We start from the raw sequence: 24,554 nt of genomic DNA on the forward strand, positions 1-24,554 counted from the left end.
TCGCCCGCTGTCAGGCTCAGAGGCCGCCGGCGATCCAGCGGGCGGCCTTTTCGGCGATCATCAAGGTCGGCGCATTGGTGTTGCCGCTCGTGATCGTCGGCATGACGCTGGCGTCGGCAATTCTCAGCCCCCTGATGCCCCTCACTCTCAGATGGCTGTCGGTGACGGCCAGAGGATCATCGGCCTTTCCCATCCTGGCGGTGCCGACCGGGTGGAAGATCGTCGTCGCGATGTCGCCGGCGAGGCGTGCGAGTTCCTCGTCGGACTGGTACTGGACGCCCGGCTTCCATTCTTCCGGCTGGTATTTCGCCAATGCCGGCTGGCTCGCCACCTTGCGGACATGACGCAGGCTGTCGGCGGCGATCTTCCGGTCTCCCTCGGTACTCAGATAGTTCGGCGCGATTGCCGGTGCGGCACGGAAGTCGGGGCCCTTGAGGCGCACGGCCCCGCGGCTTGTCGGGTTGAGATTGCAGACGCTCGCGGTAAAGGCCGGAAAGGCGTGCAGCGGTTCGCCAAAGGCGTTCAGGCTCAGCGGCTGCACGTGGTATTCGATGTTGGCGTGCGGCTGGTCGGGATCGGACCTGGCGAAAGCGCCGAGCTGCGATGGCGCCATGCTCATCGGACCGCTGCGCTTCAGCATGTATTCGAGACCGATCATCGCCTTGCCGAACATTGTGCTCGCCAGTGTGTTGAGTGTCTTGACCCCGTTCACCTTGAAGACGGCGCGGATCTGCAGGTGATCCTGCAGGTTGCCGCCGACGCCCGGCAGTTCATGCACCGTGTCGATGCCGTTCTCGCGAAGATGGTCGGCCGGTCCGATGCCGGAAAGCTGCAGGATATGCGGCGTGCCGATCGCGCCGGAAGAGAGCAGCACTTCGCCGCGCGCGCGGACCGTCCGCCGCTCGCCGCCGCGATGCACGACGACGCCGGTGCAGCGCAATGCGCCGTCGGCGCCAGCGCCAGGCTCCAGGACGAGCTTTTCCGCCTGAGTGTCCGTCCAGATCTCAAGGTTTGGCCGGCCGGCCGCAGGCCGCAGGAAGGCCTTCGAGGAATTCCAGCGCCAGCCGCCCTTCTGGGTCACGTCGAAATAGCCGACGCCTTCATTGTCGCCGCTGTTGAAATCATCGGTGCGGGGAACGCCCGCCTGCACCATGGCGTCCTGGAATGCGTCCAGCACATCCCAGCGCAATCTTTGCTTTTCAACGCGCAGTTCGCCGCCATGGCCGTGCACATCGGAAAAATGCTTGTTGCCGGCGGATGGCGGATCCTGTCCGTCGTCGAGACGGTAATGGTCCTCGTGGGCCATGAAGTCCGGCAGGGCTTTGTTCCAGCTCCAGGCGTCGTCGCCGCTGGCGTCTGCCCAGCTGTCATAGTCGCGGGCCTGGCCGCGCATGTAGATCATGCCGTTGATCGACGAGCAGCCGCCGAGCGTTCGCCCGCGCGGGTAAAGCAGGCTGCGGCCGTTCAGGCCCTTCTCCGCCTCGGTCTTGAAGAGCCAGTCGGTGCGCGGGTTGCCGATGCAGTAGAGATAGCCGACCGGAATGTGGATCCAGTGGTAATTGTCCCTGCCGCCGGCTTCGATCAGCAGAACACGCTTCTCCGGATCGGCGCTCAGCCGGTTGGCAAGCAGGCAGCCGGCGGTACCAGCCCCGACGATGACGTAGTCGAATACTGTTTCTGGCATGGGTTTCGGGTCTCCTCCCCGTAATGCTCCCATCATCCTTAGCGGGCGGAATGGATTTTTTCAAAGCGACCATTTTGCCGTCGTCCGTTTTCCCTGCCGCCTCGCATGGAAAAAACCATATCTATGCCGTCTGCCGACAGGAACCTATGATGAAGATCAATATGGTCATCATGTCTTCGGAAATTCGGATTTCGCACATGCAGAACAATGACATCTGTCTTTCACGACTGGAGTGTGGGCCCCGCCGCAAGGCCACTTTGCTGCGATGGCCGGACTTGCCACTCCTCACGCTTGCCGGCTCGATCCTCTTCGTCTGCGCGCTGACGGCCGGCTTCATTTCCTGATTTTCAATGTAAGCAGCGGCTTTTTCTTGAGTGGAATTTTTTTACCTCGAGGATAGAATTTCAATGGCTGTCACATTACTGTGCTAGTGCAGCAGCAGTGAATGAGGGGTGGAATGGCGAAATCCGTGGCGAGCAGTGACGTAGTCGAGGGCATTCCCGCCGTGGAATATGCGGCCAGCAAGACCTCCCTCAGCCAGGATCCCCATAGCCATCGTGATCCCAAGGTCAACAATCTCGAGATCGCCATTGGTCACGAGGTTCGTGCCTTCCGCAAGAAGCTCGGCATCACCGGCGCGGACCTTGCCTCGGCGACCGGTATTTCGCTCGGCATGCTTTCCAAGATCGAGAATGGCAACACCTCGCCCTCGCTGACCACCCTGCAGTCGCTGGCGCGCGCGCTCGGTGTACCGGTGACGGCGTTTTTCCGCCGGTTCGAAGAAGTCCGAAATGCGGTGTTCGTCAGGGCCGGATCCGGTCTGGAGATCGAGCGGCGCGGCACCCGTTCCGGTCACCAGTACAATCTGCTCGGCCATATCGATCACTCCGCCGGCGGCGTCCAAGTAGAGCCCTACCTGATCACGCTGACCGCGGATTCCGATGTTTTTCCGGCTTTCCAGCATGAGGGTATCGAGTTCATCTACATGCTGGAGGGCGAAGTCAAATACCGGCACGGCGACAAGCTTTATACGCTTCTGCCGGGCGACAGCCTGTTTTTCGATGCCGACGCGCCGCATGGGCCCGAGGTTCTTGTGACGTTGCCGATCCGGTTTCTTTCCATCATCTCCTATGCGGATAGAAATGGTGCAATATGAGCGCCGGTCGTGATGAACGCTCCTCGCACAAGTCTAAATGCGGCCATTATTCTATTGCACTGCCACAGGCGCAATTCTTGCGATCATCCTTGGTCCGGCGTTTTCGCTGGCCGGCTTTTCCTGAAGGGATCTAGAGCCTCGGAACCAACCCGATCTTGAAACGTTTAGCGTTCAATTTGCCGCCGTCCTCGCGCCATCCGTTTGCCGGGGATCAGAGATGAGCCGTTCCGAGAGTGTGACTTCGACTTTGCCGTACAGGACAGGTGCGGCAATCAATTTCCCGGAAATACAAGAATCCCATCGTTGACATCATGACATCTACACCTCAGCCCCCCGCGACCAATCCCGAAGCCGAAGCCAGCGTGGTGGACCATAATGGTTCGATCCGCGCGGAGTTCTTCAACGCTGATGAATTGCGAGAATACGGCGAGCGGGCATCGCGCGAAGGCGTGAGCGCGCTGCCGCTGCTCGTCCCTTTCGATTTCCACTCCCGCAGCCGCGACAACGAGAAGGAAATCCTGCGGGTCTATCGCACCACGGCCGCGGATGTGGAGGAAGGCGAGACCATCACGCCGGCGGCGGAGTGGCTGCTGGACAATCATTACATCGTCGAGGAAGCGATCCTGCAGGTGCGCCGGGACCTTCCGCGCAAGTTCTATCGCCAGCTCGCCGAGATCGAAGTCGGTGGCATGAAGATGCCGCGGGCGCTGGCGCTCGCCTGGCTTTACGTCGCCCACACGCACAGCACGGTCTCGCAGGCGAGCCTCAAGGCACTGGTCGACGGCTACCAGACCAACGTCACGATGGAGATCGGCGAGCTTTGGGCCCTGCCGTCGCTCCTGCGATTCGTCCTGATCGAGAACCTGCGGCGGATTTCCATCCGGGTCGAACGGGCGCGGCGCATGCGCGGCAAGGCGAACGATCTTGCCGACCAGCTCATCCGTCTGGCCGATCCGGCCAAATGCGCCGATCTGCTTGCCAATGCCGCGCCGATCGCGGCCGATTGCACCTTCGCGACGCAGTTCCTTTACCGGCTGCGTGACGGCTCGCAGACCTCCGGTTTCGCCGTTTCCTGGCTCGACGATTGCCTGAAGAAAGCCGGGACCGACAGCGAGGAGATGATCCTCGCCGAGCACAACCGGCTTGCCTCCGGCAACGTCACGATGGGCAACATCATCAAGAGCCTGCGTGAGATCGACGATGCCGAGTGGCCCGTCTGGTTCGAGGATGTCTCCGTCGTCGACAAGATCCTGCGCGAAGGCACCGACTTTGCCGACCTCGACTTCGGCACCCGCGACGTCTACCGCGATCGCGTCGAGCGTCTCGCCCGCCGTTCGGAACTTTCCGAAGAGGAAGTCGCGCGCCGTGCCATCTCCATTTCCGGCCATTGCGGCGAAGCGCTCGTCGATGGCAGCGAGGCGGAAAATGTCGGCGAGTTTCTCGTCGGCTCAATGCGCGCGACCTTCGAGAAGAATATCGGCTACCAGCCGAGCGTCCTCGATCGCCTGATTGCGCTCGGCCGCCGGCTGAGCTGGATCTCCATCGCCCTGCCGGTCATCTCGATGACGCTGATCGCAATGGCGCTCGTCGGCAAGCTGCTGCTGTGGCAGCAAATTCCGACCGTGGATGTCGCCCTGCTGCTCATCCTCTTCGCCCTGCCGGCCTCGGAAGGCGTCACCGGCCTTTTCAATACCGTCATGTCGTTCATGATCCGGCCGGCGCGCCTTGCCGGCTACGAGTTCAAGTCGGGCATCCCGGCCGAGGCGCGCACGCTGGTCGCCGTACCCTGCCTGATCTCCAACCGCGACGGCGTCGACGAACTGATCCGCAATCTCGAGGTTCACTATCTCGCCAATCCGCGCGGCGAGATCTATTTCTCGCTCTTGAGCGACTGGCCGGACAGCCAGCGGGCGGAATCCGAGGCGGACCAGGAAATCCTCGCCTATGCCCGTCAGGAAGTCGACCGTCTGAGCAGCCGCTACGCCCATGACGGCAAGCGCCGCTTCTATCTCTTGCATCGCCGCCGGCTCTACAATCCGTCGGAAGGCGCGTGGATGGGCTGGGAGCGCAAGCGCGGCAAGCTGCACGAGCTCAATCTCCTGCTGCGCGGCGACCGCGACACCAGCTACCTGGCGACGCCGGAACAGCTGCCGGCCGATATCCAGTATGTGATGACGCTCGACGCGGATACCCGCATCACCCGCGACGCGGTGACCAAGCTCGTCGGCAAGATGCACCATCCGATCAACCGGCCGGTGCTCGACCCCGCCTCCAAGCGCGTCGTCAGCGGCTACGGCATCCTGCAGCCGCGCGTCACGCCGTCGCTGACGACCGGCAAGGACGCCTCGGTCTTCCAGCGCATCTTCTCCATCAATCGCGGTCTCGATCCCTACGTCTTCACCGTCTCGGACGTCTACCAGGACATTGCCGGCGAAGGCACGTTCACGGGCAAGGGGCTCTATCATGTCGACGCCTTCGAGGCGGCGCTGAAGGGCCGCATCGATGAAAACACCGTCCTCAGCCACGACCTTCTCGAAGGCTCGTTCGCGCGTTGCGCACTGGTGACCGACGTCGAGCTCGTCGAGGATTTCCCGATCCGCTACGAAGTGGAAATGTCGCGCCAGCATCGCTGGGCCCGCGGCGACTGGCAGCTTCTGCCGTTCATCTTCAACCCGAAGAAGGGCATTCCTGCTTTGGGTCGCTGGAAGATGGCGGACAATCTGCGGCGTTCGCTGACGCCGATCTCCTGGCTTCTGTCGTCCTTGTGCGGCTGGTTCATCATGGATGCCACGGGCGCGCTTGCCTGGCAGATCTTCATGATCTTCTCGCTGTTCGTCGCCCCGACGCTTTCGCTTCTCTCGGGCGTCATCCCGCGCAGCACGGATATCATCGCCAAGGCGCATTTCTCGACCGTCTGGGCCGACATCCGTTCGGCCAATGCCCAGGTCGCGCTCAGGATTGTCTTCATTGCCGATACCGCCTGCATGATGGGCGATGCGATCGTCCGCTCGCTGTTCCGCATGTTCGTCAGCCACAAGCACATGCTGGAATGGCGCACGGCGGCCAGCGTGCAGGCAAGCTCGCAGGGAAGCATCCTCTCTTATTACAGCAACATGCGCCATGCGCCGCTGATCGGGCTGTTCATCTATTTCCTCGCGGTGATTTCGGCCGATCCGGGCTTTTATGTCGGCGTGCCGTTCGCTACGCTCTGGATCCTCTCGCCGCTGATCGCCTGGTACGTCAGCCAGTCGGCGGAAACCGAAGACCGGCTGATCGTCGCGGAGCCGGTGTCGGAAAGCCTGCGCGCGATCGCCCGCAGGACCTGGCGCTACTTCGAGACCTTTGTGACCGCAGAGCACAATTTCCTGCCGCCGGACAATTATCAGGAAATTCCGGAGCCGACCGTTGCCAACCGGACGTCGCCGACGAATATCGGCGTCTATCTTCTCTCCGTCATCTCGGCCCGCGAGTTCGGCTGGATCAGCTTCGAGCAGACGATCGAGCGGCTGGAACAGACTGTCGCCACGGTCGATCGGATGGAGAAGTACCGCGGCCACCTGCTGAACTGGTATCACACCGATACCCTGAAGCCGATGAAGCCGCGTTATGTGTCCGCCGTCGACAGCGGCAACCTTGCCGGCCACCTGATCGCCGTGTCTTCTGCCTGCCGTGACTGGGCGGAAGCGCCGGCGGCCTATCTCCAGGGCAATCTCGACGGCGTCGGCGATGTCGCCCGCATCCTCAAGGAAGTGCTGGCCGACCTGCCGGACGACCGCAAGCCGCTGCGCCCGATGCGCCGCCGCCTCGAGGAGCGCATCGCCGGCTTCGGCGCCGCGCTCTCGGCGATCCGCCGCGAACAGGCCTTCACGTCGCTGCGCATGTCGAACCTCACCGTGCTGTCCGGCGATATCGAAAAGCTCGCCGTCAATCTCGATCACGAGATCGGCTCTCCGAAGAGCAGCGAAGTGACGAAGTGGGCGCGCTCGCTCGTCGCCGTCTGCCAGGCGCACATCAATGACAGCCTGTTCGACCTGTCGAACATCGAGCCGTTGCGCGAGCGCCTTGCCAAGGTGCGCGATCGGGCGCGTGACATCGCCTTCTCGATGGATTTCGGCTTCCTGTTCCGTCCGGAGCGCCGCCTGCTGTCGATCGGCTACCGCATCGACACCAACGAGCTTGACGACGCCTGCTATGACCTCCTGGCATCCGAAGCGCGGCTGACCAGCCTGTTTGCCATCGCCAAGGGCGACCTTCCGAACGAGCACTGGTTCCGTCTCGGCCGGACCGTCGTTCCGGTCGGCGCACGCGGCGCGCTGGTTTCCTGGTCGGGATCGATGTTCGAGTATCTGATGCCGCCGCTGGTCATGCAGGAGCGGCAGGGCGGTATCCTCAACCAGACCAACAATCTCGTGGTCAAGGAACAGATCGCCTACGCCAAGCGGCTCGGCATTCCGTGCTGGGGTATCTCGGAAGCGGCGTTCAACGCTCGCGACCATGAACTGACCTACCAGTATTCCAATTTCGGCGTGCCGACGCTGGGCCTCAAGCGCGGCCTCGGGCAGAACGCGGTCATCGCACCCTACGCCTCGCTGCTCGCCAGCCAGTACGACCCGGAAGAGGCGCTCGAAAACCTGGAACGGCTGCGCGGCCTCGGCGCGCTCGGCATCTACGGCTTCCACGATGCCGTCGACTTCACACCGACCCGGCTGCCGGAAGGGGCGACCAGCGCGGTGGTTCGCAACTACATGGCCCACCACCACGGCATGTCGATCGCCGCAGTCGCCAACGTCGCCTTCAACGGTCGCCTGCGCTCACTCTTCCATTCCGATCCGGTGATCGAGGCGGCTGAACTTCTGCTGCAGGAAAAGGCGCCGCGCGAGATCCAGCAGGTGAACGGCGGCCAGAAGGCCGAGTCGGTCGGAACGGTGAAGGCAGAACTGCCGCATCCGGAAATGCGCATCATCGACGATCCGGCCAACCGCCGGCGCGAGGCCGCGTTCCTGTCGAACGGTCATTACTGCGTCATGCTGACGGCAGACGGTCACGGCTATTCGCGCTGGAACGGCCAGTCCGTCTCGCGCTGGAAGGCCGACGAGACCGATCAGCCCTGGGGCACCTACATCTTCCTGCGCGATGCGGAAAACGGCCAATGCTGGTCGGCGACGCCGGCGCCGCGGGCGGCGGAAGGCGAGAAGGCCGTCGCCATCTTCGGCGACGACAAGGCGGAATTCCAGAAGACGGTCAACGGCATCTATACCTCGGTCGAATGCATCGTCGCGACGGAACACGATGCCGAAGGGCGGCGCGTCAGCATCACCAACAACGGCATGCAGGACCGCTTCATCGAGGTCACCTCCTATATGGAGCCGGTGATTTCCTCCGATGATTCCGATGCCGCGCATCCGCTGTTTTCCAAGATGTTCGTGCAGACGGAAATCGGCCGCAGGGGCGACGTCATTCGTGTCTGGCGCAACAAGCGCAACGAGAACGAGCCGGACATGTTCGTCGCCCACCTCGTCAGCGATGACGCAGGTTCTGCCCGGCCGACCGAATTCGAAACCGACCGCCGCCGCTTCATCGGCCGGGGCCGCATGCTGGCCGATGCCGCCGCGTTCCTGCCCGGTGCGACGCTTTCGAGCACCGACGGCTTCACCCTCGACCCGATCCTGTCGCTCCGGCGCGTCGTGCGCGTGCCGGCGGGCAAGAAGGTTGCGGTGATCTTCTGGACCATTGCGGCACCGGTGCGCGAAGAGGCCGACAAGGCGATCGAGCGTTACCGTCATCCCGAATCCTTCGCGCATGAGATGGCGCATGCCTGGACGCGTGCGCAGGTACAGATGCGCCATATCGGCGTTACGTCGGCGCAGGCTTCCGCCTTCAGCCAGTTGGGACGCTGCCTCGTCTATCCGGATACCGACCTCAGGGCCGACGCCGGCACGGTGCGCAGCGGCCTGCAGGCGCAGTCGGCCCTTTGGCCGCTGTCGATCTCCGGCGATTTTCCGATCTATGCTGTCCGCATCAACGACGATCTCGACCTCGATATCGTCCGCGAAGCGCTGACGGCTCAGAGCTATCTGCGGCTGCGCGGCGTCATCGCCGATCTCGTCATCGTCAATGAGCGTGCCACCTCCTATGCGCAGGACATGCAGCAGGAAATCGACATTCTCTGCGAGAACCTGCGCCGCCGGACCCAGTCCGAAGTCGGACGTCCGCATGTGTTCTCTGTTCGCCGCGATCTGATGAGCGAGGAGACCTGGAGAGCGCTGCTGTCGGCTTCGCGCGCCGTGTTCCATGCCCGAAACGGCAAGCTCACGGACCAGATCGTGCGCGCTATCGGCCTGCACCAGTCGGCCAATGCCGGCACGACCGCAAAGCTGCCGGCCAAGCCGCTGGCGCTGCCCGCGCCTTCCGCGGACCATCCGGCGGACGGGTCCGACCTCGACTTCTGGAACGGTTTCGGCGGCTTCTCGAAGGACGGCAAGGAATATGTCGTCCGTCTGTCGAGCGGCCAGTCGACGCCGCATCCGTGGGTCAATGTGATCGCCAACGAGAACTTTGGCTTTCACGTCAGCGCCGAGGGCAACGGTTTCACCTGGAGCTGCAATTCGCGCGACTACCAGCTGACGTCATGGTCGAACGATCCGGTGATCAACCGCAGCGGCGAAGCCTTCTACATCGCCGACGTCGACAGCGGACAGGTGCTGGCACCGGTCCCGGCGCTGTCGTTGCGTCCCGACGTCCATTTCGAGGCGCGGCACGGGCTCGGTTCTTCGCAGTTCAAGTCGCAGCAGGACGGTCTCGACATCGAGATGACGCAGACGGCCAGCCGCGACATGCCTGCGAAGCTGACGCGCATCCGCATCCGTAACAGCGGCATGGAGACGCGTCACGTCAAGGTCTATGGCTATGCGGAATGGGTGCTCGGCAATCGTCGGGAAAAGACCGTTCCCTATATCCTGACATCACAGGACGAAAAGACGGGAGCGCTGTTTGCGCGCAACCCCTACAGCGTCGACTATTCGCAGCGCACGGCCTTCTTCCTCAGTAGCGAGAAGGAAGCGAGTGTCACGGCCTCGTCGTCGGAGTTCCTTGGCCGGCACGGTTCTGTCCTGTTGCCGGAAGCGGTCGCCTCCATGTCCGATTTGTCCGGCAATGTCGGCACGATTGGCGATCCCTGCGCGGCGCTCTGCACGACGATCACGATTGCCCCGTACGAGACGCGGGAAGTCTGCTTCCTTATCGGTGACGGCGAAAGCGAGCAGGCCGCCCGCGACATCATCCGCCGCATGCGCAAGATTGCGTTCGCCGCGGTGCTCAAGGAAAACCAGGACTACTGGGCCGAGCTGACCGGTAAAGTGCGGATCAAGACGCCCGACACGTCGATCAACAACCTGGTCAATTACTGGCTGCCCTATCAGGCGCTGTCGTGCCGGATCACGGCGCGGGCGGGCTTCTATCAGGCGAGCGGGGCCTTCGGCTTCCGCGACCAGTTGCAGGACAGCCTGGCGATGCTCGCCTATGATCCGTCGCTTGCCCGCAACCAGATCCTGCGTGCCGCCTCCCGGCAGTTCCAGGAGGGCGACGTGCAGCATTGGTGGTTGCCGGAAAGCGGCGCCGGTGTGCGCACCCATATCGCCGACGACGTCGTCTGGCTCGCCTATGCCGCCGCCCATTACAGCGACGTGACCGGCGACCTGACCCTGCTCGACGAGGAGGTGCCCTTCATTCACGGCCCGGTGCTGTTCCCCGGACAGCATGATGCCTTCTTCAAGCCGGATGTGGCTCAGGAAACGGCGTCGCTCTACGAGCACGTCGCGATCGGCCTCGACCTTGCCCTGTCTCGCACGGGCCCGCAGGGCCTGCCGCTGATGCTCGGCGGCGACTGGAACGACGCGATGAACCGCGTCGGCGAGAAGGGCAAGGGCGAAAGCGTATGGCTCGGCTGGTTCCTCGCCAATGCGCTGAAGTCCTTCATCCCGCATGCGCAGCAGCGGGGCGACGAGGCGCGCGCGACCGGTTGGCAAAACCGGTTGGACGACCTCCTGAAGGCGCTCGAAAGCGCCGGATGGGACGGCAGCTACTATCGCCGCGGCTTCTACGATAACGGCCAGCCTCTCGGCTCGGCCGCAAGCGAGGAATGCCGGATCGATTCCATTTCGCAGTCCTGGAGCGTGCTCTCCGAACTGGCCGACCCGAAGCGGGCCGGCATGGCGATGGACGCGGTCGTCGACAAGCTCGTCGACGAGCAGGCCGGCCTGATCCGTCTCTTCGATCCGCCGTTTGCAACGTCGAAGGCGGATCCCGGCTATATCAAGGCCTATCCGCCCGGCGTGCGTGAGAATGGCGGCCAGTACACCCACGCGGCAATCTGGGTGTTGATGGCGCTTGCCAAGCTCGGTCGTCCGGAGGACGCTTGGCGCTGCCTTTCGATCCTCAACCCGGTCAATCATTCGCTGACGCCCGAGGATGCCGAAACCTATCGCTGCGAGCCCTATGTGGTTGCCGCGGACATCTATGGCGAGCGCGAAAAGAGCGGCCGCGGCGGCTGGAGCTGGTACACCGGCTCGGCCGGCTGGCTGCATCGCGCCATCATGGAGTCCGTGCTCGGCATCAGCCGCCGCGGCGGTGATGTGCTGGTCGCTCCCATGCTTCCGGCGCATTGGGATGGTTTTGAGGCGGAACTTTCCGGCGGGTCCGAGAGTTGCCGTATTGAGGTCCAAAAACGGCCTGACGATGAAGGCTATAGTGTCCGCGTGAATGGGAAGGCCGTTGAGTCTTCCGCGAATGCGATTTTGGTCGGCAAAGCATCCTGAGCGTCTTGCCGACCTTTAGGCCATAGAAACGAAAAAGTTTGGAACGGAGCGGCATAAGGTCTCTCCGCAGGGTGAATTGATGCTGTCATACGCTAACACGAGAGCGCTGCCCGGCGGGGCAGGCGCTCCGGCGGCGAAGCCCGCCCAACGAGATACCCGGCTTGACGTGATCAGGGCTCTGGCGCTGATCACGATCTTCATCAATCACGTGCCCGGACAGATGTTCGAGCACTGGACATCGAAGAACTTCGGCTTCTCCGACGCATCCGAAGCATTCGTGCTGATTTCGGGAATCGCTATCGGCCTCGCCTACGGCCGCAAATACGGTGTCGGCAACCGCCTTTCTATGTCGATCAAGGCCGTTCGTCGTGCCCTTGTCCTCTACGGCGCGCACATTGCCTGCACGTTTACCACCCTTGCCGTCTTCGCCCTGGGCGCCTGGTGGTTCCATCAGCCGGACATGCTGGAGAAGATCGCCATCGCGCCTGCACTTGCCGAACCGGCGAAGGGCATGCTTGCCATCTTCCTGCTCGGCCACCAGTTCGGCTACAACAATATCCTGCCGCTCTATGCCGCCCTGCTTCTCATGGTGCCGGCGATCCTGTGGCTCGAATCGAAGAGCCCGCGGTTGCTCGTCACGCTTTCCATCGCCCTGTGGTTCATTGCGGGTCTCTATGAGATCGCGCCAGCCAACATGCTGATGGACGGCGTCTGGTTCTTCAATCCGCTCTCCTGGCAGCTGTTGTTCGTGATCGGAATCGTGTCGATGCGCCATGTGCAGCGAGGCGGCACGATCTACTGGAACCCGGTCCTGTTCCTCGCCGCAGCAGGCTATGTGATTCTGTCGGCCTTCTGGGTGACCCTGTCCTGGTGGAACCTGGACATCACGCTCGGCCTGCTGCCGAAGGTGCTGGGTGGCTTCGAGAAGACCTATCTGTCGCTGCCGCGCCTTCTGCATGTGCTGGCGCTGGCCTACCTGGTCGTCAAGGTGCCGTTCCTTTCGGCCGCCGCCCGCCGTCCGGTCAACAATCCGCTTTCGGTGCTCGGCCGTCATTCTCTCGGTATCTTCGTGTCGGGCACCATCCTGGCGATGATTGCCCAGGTGCTGATGGCCGGCATGGGCGACAGTGCGGCCATGGGGATCTCGCTTGTGCTGCTCGGGATCGTCATCCAGTTCGGCATCGCCTACTGGCTGGACGATCGCGACCAGAAGAAGAAGCAGGGCGTAAAGAAGCCGCAGCGGACCAAGCCGATGCTGCCGGCGACGCCGATACAGGCGTTGAAATAAGCAACGGAATGAAACGCATCTGCCCGGACAGGATCCGGGTGCTCAAAGCAGAAGGGGGCGAGACGCCCCCTTTTTCATTGGCCTTCGTGATGGTCTCCAAGCTGAATGGGAACGGCCGCGCTCGTTCAGGCCGCCTCGGTCCCGTCAGGGCCGCGCGCTTCCAGGGCAGGCGTTTCGGTAATGCCGCTCGCTTTCAGCAGGGAGGCGAACCGTCCGCTCTTCTCCGCCAGTTCCTGGTAGCCGCCCATTTCGACGATCTGACCATGATCGATGAAGAGGACGAGGTCGGCCTCACGCACCGTCGACAGGCGGTGGGCGATGATGAAGGTCGTGCGGTCCTTCCGCAGCCTGTCGATCGCCGCCTTGACGCGGCCTTCCGTTTCGACATCGAGCGCGCTTGTCGCTTCGTCGAGCACGAGGATCGGAGCGTTCTTCAGGATGGCGCGGGCAATGGCGATGCGCTGGCGCTCGCCGCCGGACAGGCGGTTGCCGCGCTCGCCGGCATGCGTCTCGTAACCATCCTGCCGGCCTTCGATGAACTCGACGGCGGCTGCAGCTTCTGCGGCCTGGGCGATTTCCTCCGGCGTGGCGGCTTCCTTGCCGATCTGGATGTTATCGCGGATCGAGCGGTTGAGCAGACCGGCATCCTGGAACACGGCGGCGATGTTGGCGCGCAGCGACTTTCGGGTGGCGGTCGAGATATCCATGCCGTCGATGAGGATCTTGCCGTCCTGCGGATCGTAGACCCGCTGCAGGAGGTTCATGAGCGTCGTCTTGCCGGCGCCGGTCGGACCGACGATGGCGACGGTCTGGCCCGCCTTGACGGCGAAGGACATGTTGCGCACGCCCTGCGTCGTGTTGGCGAAATCAAAGGAGACGTTGCGGAACTCGACATCGCCCTTGACCTTGCCGAGGTCGATCGCGTCCGGCGGATCGCTCTGCCGGATGGCCGCTTCCTTCTCCAGCTCGAAGAAATCCTCGAGCTTGGCGCGGGATTCGAAGATCTGCGTTGCGTAGCCGCGCATCTGGTCCAGCTTGCCGATCAAAAGGTTCGCAAAGCCGGTGAAGGCGATGATCTCGCCGACCTTCAGTTCGCCGCGCTGGACGAGAATCGTGCCGATGATCAGGATGATCATCATCGAGATGGTGGAGGCCATGCGGTTCAGGGCGCTGGCGATCGCCCACCAGTCGAGCACCGGGATCTGCGCATCGAGGAGGTTGCGCGTATAGTTCTTCAGTGCCCGCGTCTCGGCCTCGATACGGTTGTAGGAATGCAGGACCGAGACGTTGGAAATGCTGTCGCTCACATGTGCGAACACGGAATGATAGTGCCCTTCGACCGCCTGCTGGCCTTCCTTGGTGCGCGCGATCACGGCTCGGCCGATCAGGAGATAGAGGACGCTGAGGACGATGAGGACGGCGGTCATGCGCACGTCCATCGCCAATGCGGTCGGGACGAGGAGGGTGAGCGAGACGGCGGTGGCCAGATGCGTGCGCATGAACTCCAGCCAGAGGCCGAACAGTGTCTCGCATGCGCGCAGCAGTGTGTGCAGCGCATTGGAGGTGCCGCGCTGGTGATGCCAGGACAGCGGCATGGAAATGATCCGCTCGAAGGCTTCCGTCAGCAGGTGCGCCCGGCGCTCGTGAGCCAGCCTGTCGGCCTCGCGCGCGACGAGAACGTAGGCGATCGTGTTGAAGATGCCGAAACCCGCCCAGGCAATGAGGATCGGGGTCACATCCGTCTTGTCTGAGATCGCATCAATGATCTTGCCGAAAAGGATGGGTTCGGCGATGGTGATGACAGCCAGGACGATGTTGGCGACGACGATGATCCATACACGCAAACGGTAAGTTGCGAGGTAGCGAAGCGCCTGAAAATAAACGTGGGCTAGTGACACGATACAATCTCTTGTTTAAATTTGTTCACGTCTTCACGGATTCGTAGTCCTTGCCGAAGGCCGTGGAGATATTGTGAGACAACGGTTGGCCGTTTGCATCCGAAAAAAGGCAATTTTCGTTCTGACGTGAAATATCCGGATAAAAAGCAAGAAACCATATAAATGTTCCGTCATAACGCCTGCGGAATAGCCGCAAATCACTTTTTCATCCGGGAGCGAATGTATCATGCCGATTATGTGTGATCTTTGCCCCTCCCCTGTACAAGCGCGACGCGGTCTCGTTGATCGGGGGGCGATGTGAAGATTGACGCCCTACTCGAGTTTCTGGAGCGTGCGGACGACTACGACAGCTATGAGCGTGTCGTCCAGCAGCTGGAACGCGTCATCACGCTCTTCGGCTTCGAATATTACGGTGTTTTGCGGCAGCCCAAGCCCGTCGAGGACATAAGCAGCCTTGTTCTTTGCGGGCGCTGGCCGGAGGGCTGGCCGGAGGTCTACACCGCCAAGAAATTCATCCTGAGCGATCCGACGATCCGTTATCTGCAGGTCGCACATCGGCCGTTCCGCTGGCGCCACGCTCTCTCCATTTTTCGCACCGACCCGCATCGCAAGCGTATGGAGCGCATGATGGCGGAGGCCAAGAAGTTCAGGCTTGAGGATGGCTACGTGTTCCCCGTGCACGGCCGGACCGGGTTGCTCGGCAACATGTCCGTCAGCGGCGTGCTGATCGAGCTCAGGCCGATGGAGCTGTCGCTCTTCTCCGCCTTTGCCGATCGCGCCTTCTGGCGGCTGATGGACATCACCAACAAGTCGGGCGAGCTGGAGCTTCTCGCCAATGTCGACACGCAGCTGACCAAGCGGGAGCTCGAGGTTCTCAACTATCTCGCCGATGGCCTGACCTCCAACGAAATGGGCCAGATCCTCGAAATCTCCAGTCATACGGTCGACTGGTACATGAACGGAATCCAGGACAAGCTGAGGGCAAAGAACCGCCAGCATGTCGTCGCGACGGCGCTTCGCATGGGGCTGATCGGCTGATCGCAGGCTGCGATACGAAATTTTCTTCCACTGTCGCCAAGGAAATTGAACTTATTGCGACAAGCCGTTAAGACTCTTCTTCGCAGTGCAGCATAAGTGCACGTGGCGAATTGAGGAGACTGTCTTGTCCATTCAGAAGATTCTTGTTGCCAACCGATCTGAAATCGCCATCCGCGTTTTTCGCGCGGCCAATGAACTGGACATAAAAACGGTCGCCATCTGGGCGGAAGAAGACAAGCTGGCGCTGCATCGCTTCAAGGCGGACGAAAGCTACCAGGTCGGCCGCGGCCCGCACCTCGAGCGTGATCTGGGCCCGATCGAGAGCTATCTGTCGATCGAGGAGGTGATCCGCGTCGCCAAGCAGTCCGGTGCCGACGCCATCCACCCCGGATACGGCCTGCTCTCGGAAAGCCCGGAATTCGTGGACGCCTGTGATGCCGCCGGCATCACCTTCATCGGTCCGAAGGCCGAAACCATGCGCCAGCTCGGCAACAAGGTTGCCGCCCGCAACCTGGCGATCAGCGTCGGGGTTCCGGTCGTGCCGGCCACGGAGCCGCTGCCGGACGACATGGCCGAGGTCGAGAGAATGGCCGAGGAGATCGGCTATCCGGTGATGCTGAAGGCCTCCTGGGGCGGTGGCGGGCGCGGCATGCGCGCCATTCGCAAGAAAGAGGATCTCGCCCGCGAGGTGATGGAAGCCAAGCGCGAGGCGAAGGCCGCCTTCGGCAAGGACGAGGTCTATCTCGAAAAACTCGTCGAGCGGGCGCGCCATGTGGAAAGCCAGATCCTCGGCGACATGCACGGCAATGTCGTCCACCTGTTCGAGCGCGACTGCTCCATCCAGCGGCGCAACCAGAAGGTCGTGGAGCGGGCTCCCGCGCCGTATCTCAATGAAGAACAGCGCCAGGAACTCGCCAGCTATGCGATCCGCATCGGCGAGGCGACGAACTATATCGGTGCCGGCACCGTCGAGTTCCTGATGGATGCCGACACGGGCAAATTCTATTTCATTGAAGTCAATCCGCGCATCCAGGTCGAGCACACGGTCACCGAAGTCGTCACCGGCATCGATATCGTCAAGGCGCAGATCCACATCCTCGACGGCGCCGAGATCGGCACGCCGGAATCGGGCGTGCCGGCGCAGGAAAACATCTGGCTGAACGGCCACGCGCTGCAGTGCCGCATCACCACGGAAGATCCGGAGCAGAACTTCATTCCGGACTACGGCCGGATCACCGCCTATCGCGGCGCGACCGGCTTCGGCATTCGTCTCGACGGCGGCACGGCCTATTCGGGCGCGGTCATCACCCGGTTCTACGATCCGCTTCTCGAAAAGGTGACCGCGTGGGCGCCGACGCCGCTGGAAGCCACCCAGCGTATGGACCGTGCGCTTCGCGAGTTCCGTATCCGCGGCGTGGCGACGAACCTGACCTTCCTCGAAGCAATCATCAGCCATCCGGATTTCCGCGCCAACAAATACACGACGCGCTTCATCGACACGACGCCGGAGCTCTTCCAGCAGGTCAAGCGCCAGGACCGCGCCACCAAGATCCTGACTTATCTCGCCGACGTGACCGTCAATGGCCATCCGGAAACGAAGGGTCGCGCCGAGCCGAACCCGGATGCTGCAAAGCCTGTCATTCCCTATATCAACGGCGCCATTCCGGACGGCACCAAGCAGCTGCTCGACACGCTTGGGCCGAAGGGCTTTGCCGACTGGATGCGCAACGAAAAGCGCGTCCTGATGACGGATACGACCATGCGTGACGGGCATCAGTCGCTGCTCGCCACCCGCATGCGCACGCATGACATCGCGACGATCGCCGGCACTTATGCCCGCGCCCTGCCGCAGCTTCTGTCGCTGGAATGCTGGGGCGGTGCGACGTTCGACGTCTCCATGCGCTTCCTGACGGAAGATCCGTGGGAGCGGCTTTCGATGGTCCGCGAGGCGGCGCCGAACCTGCTTCTGCAGATGCTGCTGCGCGGCGCCAACGGTGTGGGCTACAAGAACTACCCGGACAATGTCGTCAAATACTTCGTCCGCCAGGCGGCGAAGGGCGGCATCGATCTTTTCCGCGTCTTCGACTGCCTCAACTGGGTCGAAAACATGCGGGTGTCGATGGATGCTGTCGCCGAGGAGAACAAGCTCTGCGAGGCGGCGATCTGCTATACCGGCGACCTCCTGAACTCGGCTCGCCCGAAATACGACCTGAAATATTATACCGCCCTTGCCAGCGAGCTGGAAAAGGCCGGTGCGCATATCATCGCGGTCAAGGACATGGCGGGTCTCCTGAAGCCCGCTGCCGCGACGATCCTGTTCAAGGCGTTGAGAGAAGCAACCAGCCTGCCGATCCATTTCCACACGCATGACACGTCCGGCATTTCGGCCGCGACCGTGCTCGCCGCCGTCGATGCGGGTGTGGACGCGGTCGACAGCGCCATGGATGCCTTCTCCGGCAACACCTCGCAGCCCTGCCTCGGTTCGGTCGTCGAAGCGCTGAAGGGGACGGAGCGCGATCCGGGCCTCAATCCGGAATGGATCCGCCGCATCTCCTTCTACTGGGAAGCCGTGCGCAACCAGTACGCAGCATTTGAAAGCGATCTCAAGGGACCGGCATCGGAAGTCTATCTGCACGAAATGCCCGGCGGCCAGTTCACCAACCTCAAGGAACAGGCCCGTTCGCTCGGTCTCGAGACCCGCTGGCACGAGGTCGCGCAGGCCTATGCCGACGCCAACCGCATGTTCGGCGACATCGTCAAGGTGACGCCGTCCTCCAAGGTCGTCGGCGACATGGCCCTGATGATGGTCAGTCAGGATCTGGCGGTTGCCGACGTGGAAAACCCGGCGAAGGATGTATCCTTCCCGGAATCGGTGGTTTCCATGCTCAAGGGCGACCTCGGGCAGCCGCCCGGCGGCTGGCCGGAAGCCCTTCAGAAGAAGGTGCTGAAGGGAGATGAGCCCTATGTCGTGCGCCCGGGCTCGCTGCTGCCCGACGCTGACCTTGCCGCCGAGCGCAAGACGATCGAGGAGAAGATCGAACGCGAGGTCAACGACTTCGAGTTCGCCTCGTATCTCATGTACCCGAAGGTCTTCACCGATTACGCCATGGCGCACGAGACCTATGGTCCCGTCTCCACGCTGCCGACGCCAAACTATTTCTACGGCCTGCCGGTCGGCGACGAGGTCCTGATCGATATCGAAAAGGGCAAGACGCTGGTCGTGCTCAACCAGGCAATCGGCCATACGGACGAGAAGGGGATGGTCACCGTCTTCTTCGAACTGAACGGCCAGCCGCGTCGCATCAAGGTTCCGGACCGGGCGCACGGCGCGGCCGGCGGCGCTGTTCGCCGCAAGGTCGATGTCGGCAATGCCGCCCATGTCGGCGCACCGATGCCGGGCGTGATTTCCACGGTTGCCGTTGCGACCGGTCAGGAGGTCAAGCAGGGCGACGTTCTTCTCTCCATCGAGGCGATGAAGATGGAAACCGCGCTTCACGCGGAAAAGGACGGCGTCATTGCCGAGGTTCTGGTCAAGGCGGGCGACCAGATCGACGCGAAGGATCTGTTGATCGTCTACGCAAGCTGACGCTTCGAGACATTGAGGAACAGCAAGGGCGGCCTTTGGGTCGCCCTTTTTCCTTCAGAGGCATTCGTCCGACGGATCGGTTGCAGAAATAGCATCTTGCCCGCAACGCTGTGATGCATTATGCACGTTTATGCATGTTTTTACCGATTTGAGCCGAAATCCATGAAGCCCGATCTCTTTCTCAAACAACGCCACGCGCTGATCCAGGAGCGTCTTGCCGCCTCCGGCAAGGTGATCGCCGCCGACCTCGCCGAAGAATTCGGGGTGTCCGAAGACACGATCCGCCGTGACCTGAGGGACATGGCGGCAGCCGGTCTTTGCGAACGCGTTTATGGCGGCGCTCTGCCGCCGGCGCCGTTTCCCGGCGGTCTTTCGGTGCGCACCCGGCTCGATCCGGAGCGCAAGGCCGCGCTGGCCGCGGTCGCGGTCGGCGAAATCCAGGACGGCATGTTCGTCTTCTTCGACGTCGGCAGCACCAATCTCGCCATCGCGAAGGCTTTGCCGCCGACACTGAAGATCACCGCCGCCACGAACGCACCGATCATCGCAGCGACGCTGATGGAGCATGAAGGCGTCAACGTCATCATGATCGGCGGCGCAATCGATCGGGAAACCGGAGCAGCCGTGGGGGCGGAGGCGGTGAGCGAGGTCAAGCGCCTGCGGCCCGATCTCTGCATCCTAGGTGCTTGCGGCATAGACCGGGACGCCGGCGTCACCAGCTTCGGCTACGAAGATTCGATCCTCAAGCGCCATGTCGTCGAGCAAAGCCGGTCCGTCATGGCAGCAGTGACGTCCGAAAAGCTCGGCACCGCGGCCCCCTTCGCCGTCGCTCCGCTGGCGGCATGCGGCATCGCGGCTTTCGAAGGCGATGCCGATCCACAATTCCTGACCCATTGCCACGGGCTCGGCATCAAGGTGCTGCAGCCGTCTCCCGCCTTTCTGCCTGAAAAGGTCTGATCCATGAACCAGATGTCTCCCGGGCTGCCGGTTCGCGCGCCCTTCATGCCCAAGCAGCGTATTGCCGTCAGCCTGCTGTTCCTCATCAACGGCTACATGATCGGCAACTGGGCGCCGAAAATTCCGGAATTCATCGATCGTCTGGGTCTGACTAGCGGTGAGATGGGCCTGATGATCATGGCCTTCGGCATCGGCTCGCTGGTGCTGATGCCGTTTGCGGGCGCTGCGATTGCCCATCGCGGTTCGCGCCTGGTCTCGCGCGTCACAGCGCTCCTGCTGCTGCCGGGCATGCTGATGCTGACATTCGCCCCGAACTGGTGGCTGGCCGCTGCCGCGCTCTTCTATTTCGGCGGCATGATAGGGGCGATGGACGTGGCGATGAACGCCAATGCCGTTGTCGTCGAGAAAAGCATGGGACGGGCGATCATGTCGTCCTGCCACGGCTTCTGGAGCCTCGGCGGCCTGATCGGCGCCGCGACGGGTGGCTATCTCATCGTTCACCTCGGTGTCGTCGGGCATACGCTCGTCCTGACCGCCTTGGCGACGATGCTGCTTCTCGTGGCATGGGCGGAGATCGAGACCGATGCACCGCATCCCGAGGATGAGAAGCTGAAGGTCAGCCTGCCGCTGACGCCGCTTCCCTGGCTGATCGGCATCATGGCGCTGTTCTCGATGATTCCCGAAGGCTCGGTGCTCGACTGGGGCGCGCTTTACCTGCGCAACGAACTCGGGACGACGCTCACCCATTCCGGCTTCGCCTTTGCAGGCTTCTCGCTCACCATGGCTGCCATGCGCTTTGCCGGCGATTTCGTGCGGGACCGTTTCGGTGCCGTCATGACGTTGCGGATCTGCGCGCTTGCCGCGATGACGGGCCTGCTGATCGCCGGATTTGCGCCGAACGCGACGGTTGCGATCCTCGGCTTCACCGTCTGCGGCATCGGCATATCCAACATGGTGCCGATCGCCTTCTCGGCTGCCGGCAACCTGCCCGGCCTGCCGCCAGGCGTCGGCATCTCGGTCGCCACCTTCCTCGGCTATTCCGGCCTGCTGTTCGCGCCGTCGATCATCGGCTTCATCGCAGAGCATACCGGCTTTGCGCCGCTCTATGCGGGCCTGAGCATCCTGATCATGGTGGTTCTTGGGCTCTCCAGGCTGGCGAGCCATGCCGACGCAGCGTGAACGGGTGTTGACAATGACGGGGGCATGATCCACCTGAATGGCATAGTCTCCAGCTTTCCGGGAAGCCCGAACCATGTCCTCGATCCGCGACTTTGATCCGAAACCGCGCCGTGCCTCGGTCGCCGTCGATGTCGGCGGCGTGATCGTCGGCGGCGGCGCACCGGTCGTCGTGCAGTCGATGACCAACACCGATACGGCGGACGTGGATGGCACCGTCGCGCAGGTGGCGGCGCTTTACAAGGCCGGCTCGGAGATCGTCCGCATCACCGTCGACCGCGACGAAAGTGCCGCTGCCGTGCCGAAGATCCGCGAGCGCCTGGAACGGCTGGGCCTCGACGTGCCGCTTGTCGGCGACTTCCACTATATCGGCCACAAGCTGCTCGCCGACCATCCGGCCTGCGCCGAAGCGCTGGCGAAATACCGCATCAATCCCGGCAATGTCGGTTTCAAGGACAAGAAGGACAAGCAGTTCGCCGACATCGTCGAGATGGCGATCCGCTACGACAAGCCGGTGCGCATCGGAGTCAACTGGGGCTCGCTCGACCAGGAACTCCTGACCCGGCTGATGGACGAAAACCAGAAGAACGGTTTTCCGCTGTCGGCGCGCGATGTTACACGTGAATCCATCGTCCAGTCGGCGCTGCTGTCGGCCGAGCTCGCGGAAGAGATCGGCCTGCCGCGCAACCGCATCATTCTCTCCGCCAAGGTGTCGCAGGTCCAGGATTTGATCGCCGTCTATTCCATGCTGGCCGAACGCTCCGACCATGCGTTGCATCTCGGGCTTACCGAAGCGGGCATGGGATCGAAGGGCATCGTCGCCTCGTCGGCCGCCATGGGCTACGTCCTGCAGCAGGGTATCGGCGATACGATCCGCGTCTCGCTGACGCCGGAGCCGAATGGCGACCGCACCCGCGAGGTGCAGGTGGCGCAGGAAATCCTGCAGGTCATGGGTTTCCGCCAGTTCGTGCCTGTTGTCGCGGCTTGTCCCGGCTGCGGCCGTACGACCTCGACCGTCTTCCAGGAATTGGCACAGCGCATCCAGAGCGACATCCGCAAGAACATGCCGGTCTGGCGCGAGAAATATCCGGGCGTCGAGGCGCTGAACGTCGCGGTGATGGGCTGCATCGTCAACGGTCCGGGCGAATCCAAGCACGCCGATATCGGCATATCGCTCCCCGGCACGGGCGAAAGCCCTGCGGCACCGGTGTTCATCGACGGCAAGAAGGCGATGACGCTGCGCGGTCCGAAGATCGCCGAGGATTTCGAGGCGATGGTGATCGACTATATCGAGAAGCGCTTTGGCTCCGGCTCGCAGGCGGCGGAATAGTTAGATCCGGCTGGTCAGAAGCTTCAATCCCGCCAGGCCGAAGAACAATCCCATAGCCCCTTCGATGACGCGGCGCGCCTTCGCATAGCCACGGACCATGGGTTCCGTGGAGAACAGCACGGCGAGCATGTTGAAGGATATGAAGCCCATCACCATCGCGCCACCGATGAAGATATAGACCACCTCGGACGGTGCGTGCGCCGGCAGGCCGAGCGAGACCAGCGACATCCAGACGAAGATGGCCTTCGGATTGGTCAGGTGGATGCCGAGACCCCGCAGATAGAAGACCTTCAGGGGCAGGTCTTCATGGCTCATCCTTGCGACGGACCCGTAGTCCGCCTTGACGGCCGAGCGAAGGTTCTTCCAGCCGAGCCACAACAGGTAGCATCCCCCGGCAATCTTCAATCCTGTCAGCGCGTAGGCGAATTGGGTGAGCAGGGCCGATAGGCCGAGTGCCGCCAGTATCGCCCAGATGAAGGAACCGGTGATGACGCCCGTTGCGAGCGCCATGCCGCGGCTGCGGCCATTGGCCATGGCCGTTCCGGCGATGGCGAGCGTCGCCGGGCCGGGGCTGATGACGGCAAGGAAGTAAACGCTCCAGGCGACCGCGAGATGCGGCAGGATAGTCGGCAGGTCCATGGGGTCCTCATCGGCAGGGGTAGCCGATTGTTGCTGCGACCCCGACGCGCAGGCAAGCCGACTCTTGTCACCGCTGCAATTTGGGTCGATCAGCCGGCAGCGTCCTTGAAGCGCTTCAGCACCGCGTCCAGTCCTTCCGCGAGCTGGTCGAAGGCGCCGTTCTCTTTCAGGTGCTTGAGGACCTGTTCGTTGATCCCGCCCGCCGTCGTGTGTTCGTCGGCCAGTTCAGCGAAGCTCGCTTCCGCGTTCAGCATGGCCGTATTGGTGAGACCGCGCATCATGGTGGCGACGAAGCGGCGCGCCTCTGAATAGGGAATGCCTTGGCCGGCCAGCCACTGCGCAATGGTTTCGGCGAAGGTGAAGACGGAGGCCATGCTGGCGGTCGCGGCCGTCAGCGCGTCGAATTCGGCGGCGTTTTTCACCTCTATAGCGACGCCAAGAATGTTGAACAGCGCGGCCACATCGGCGTCGGGCGGATAGACGGGCGTCGGGCCCATGCGCTGCGCCGTCGAGGGCAGAGGGATGACGCGCGTCACCCTCTCGGCGGGCGAGACCATCGCCTTCACCTCATCGAGCCCGATGATCGCCATGAGGCTGACGACATGATGATTGGCACGGAATGTCAGGTCTTTGAGCACGTCCACGGCGACCTGCGGACGCACTGCGATCAGCACCATCTCGGAGCCGTCGAGCACGGCCTGGTTCGAGGCTGCAACGGAGACATTGGCAAAGCGGGCTGCGAGTGACGCGGCGATCTCTGCGTTGCGGGGTGACAGGAGAATTTCCGGCGCGGTCTTTTCGTTCGTGCTCAGTCCTTCGACGATGGCCGCTGCTATTGCGCCCGTTCCGACAACTCCGATGGTCATTATCCGCCCGTTCGTCTGTATTTCATTCGTCGGCGACCATAGGAAGAACGGTATGAAAATGCCACCTCCGTCGCAAATTGCTCCCGCCTTTCAAGGGGAGAAAGGCGGGAGCGGACTTGCCGC

General features: G+C 62.7%; 13 protein-coding genes. 9 read left to right on the top strand and 4 right to left on the bottom strand.

Annotated elements, in window-relative coordinates; all coding sequences use genetic code 11:
* Positions 1-16 precede the first annotated feature (16 nt).
* Complete coding sequence (locus ACU5AY_RS18025; protein WP_446827229.1) at positions 17-1,684, bottom strand: GMC family oxidoreductase; 1,668 nt, start codon at positions 1,682-1,684, stop codon at positions 17-19.
* Between the two features lie 149 nt (positions 1,685-1,833).
* Here ACU5AY_RS18025 and ACU5AY_RS18030 point away from each other — a divergent pair, with 149 nt between their 5' ends.
* The 4 genes from ACU5AY_RS18030 to ACU5AY_RS18045 all read left to right on the top strand — a co-directional run bounded on the left by ACU5AY_RS18030 (position 1,834) and on the right by ACU5AY_RS18045 (position 12,941).
* Positions 1,834-2,028, top strand: a complete 195-nt coding sequence (locus tag ACU5AY_RS18030) for a hypothetical protein (RefSeq protein WP_446827230.1) — start codon at positions 1,834-1,836, stop codon at positions 2,026-2,028.
* A gap of 113 nt (positions 2,029-2,141) precedes the next feature.
* A complete protein-coding gene (locus tag ACU5AY_RS18035) occupies positions 2,142-2,840 on the top strand; it encodes a helix-turn-helix domain-containing protein (RefSeq protein ID WP_446822433.1) in 699 nt (232 codons plus the stop codon).
* Between the two features lie 311 nt (positions 2,841-3,151).
* A complete protein-coding gene (locus ACU5AY_RS18040; protein WP_446827231.1) occupies positions 3,152-11,653 on the top strand; it encodes a GH36-type glycosyl hydrolase domain-containing protein in 8,502 nt (2,833 codons plus the stop codon).
* A 79-nt stretch (positions 11,654-11,732) separates the two neighbouring features.
* Positions 11,733-12,941 (top strand): OpgC family protein, encoded by a 1,209-nt coding sequence (locus ACU5AY_RS18045; protein WP_446827232.1) that lies wholly within the window; start codon positions 11,733-11,735, stop codon positions 12,939-12,941.
* Between the two features lie 125 nt (positions 12,942-13,066).
* On the opposite strand, the gene ACU5AY_RS18050 is transcribed toward ACU5AY_RS18045, so the two are convergent.
* Complete coding sequence (locus tag ACU5AY_RS18050; protein ID WP_446822436.1) at positions 13,067-14,839, bottom strand: glucan ABC transporter ATP-binding protein/ permease; 1,773 nt, start codon at positions 14,837-14,839, stop codon at positions 13,067-13,069.
* A 297-nt stretch (positions 14,840-15,136) separates the two neighbouring features.
* On the opposite strand from ACU5AY_RS18050, the gene ACU5AY_RS18055 reads away from it, so the two are divergent.
* The 5 genes from ACU5AY_RS18055 to ispG all read left to right on the top strand — a co-directional run bounded on the left by ACU5AY_RS18055 (position 15,137) and on the right by ispG (position 22,926).
* Complete coding sequence (locus tag ACU5AY_RS18055) at positions 15,137-15,877, top strand: helix-turn-helix transcriptional regulator (RefSeq protein WP_446822437.1); 741 nt, start codon at positions 15,137-15,139, stop codon at positions 15,875-15,877.
* Between the two features lie 124 nt (positions 15,878-16,001).
* Positions 16,002-19,463 carry a pyruvate carboxylase gene (pyc, locus tag ACU5AY_RS18060; RefSeq protein ID WP_446827233.1) on the top strand — a complete coding sequence of 1,154 codons (3,462 nt, stop codon included), beginning with the start codon at positions 16,002-16,004 and terminating at the stop codon, positions 19,461-19,463.
* 162 nt (positions 19,464-19,625) lie between these two features.
* The gene (locus tag ACU5AY_RS18065) at positions 19,626-20,420 is read left to right on the top strand and encodes a DeoR/GlpR family DNA-binding transcription regulator (RefSeq protein WP_446827234.1); all 795 of its coding nucleotides are present in this window, start codon (positions 19,626-19,628) and stop codon (positions 20,418-20,420) included.
* 3 nt (positions 20,421-20,423) lie between these two features.
* Positions 20,424-21,599, top strand: a complete 1,176-nt coding sequence (locus ACU5AY_RS18070; protein ID WP_446827235.1) for an MFS transporter — start codon at positions 20,424-20,426, stop codon at positions 21,597-21,599.
* A 73-nt stretch (positions 21,600-21,672) separates the two neighbouring features.
* The gene (gene ispG, locus ACU5AY_RS18075) at positions 21,673-22,926 is read left to right on the top strand and encodes a flavodoxin-dependent (E)-4-hydroxy-3-methylbut-2-enyl-diphosphate synthase (protein ID WP_446822441.1); all 1,254 of its coding nucleotides are present in this window, start codon (positions 21,673-21,675) and stop codon (positions 22,924-22,926) included.
* On the opposite strand, the gene ACU5AY_RS18080 is transcribed toward ispG, so the two are convergent.
* Together ACU5AY_RS18080 and ACU5AY_RS18085 are read right to left on the bottom strand one after the other, a co-directional pair.
* Complete coding sequence (locus ACU5AY_RS18080; protein ID WP_446827236.1) at positions 22,927-23,565, bottom strand: LysE family translocator; 639 nt, start codon at positions 23,563-23,565, stop codon at positions 22,927-22,929. It abuts the gene before it with no gap.
* An 89-nt stretch (positions 23,566-23,654) separates the two neighbouring features.
* Entirely contained in the window at positions 23,655-24,431 is a 777-nt protein-coding gene (locus tag ACU5AY_RS18085; RefSeq protein WP_446827237.1) for a pyrroline-5-carboxylate reductase, read from the bottom strand.
* Positions 24,432-24,554 lie beyond the last annotated feature (123 nt).

This window comes from Rhizobium sp. PAMB 3174 (assembly GCF_052908375.1).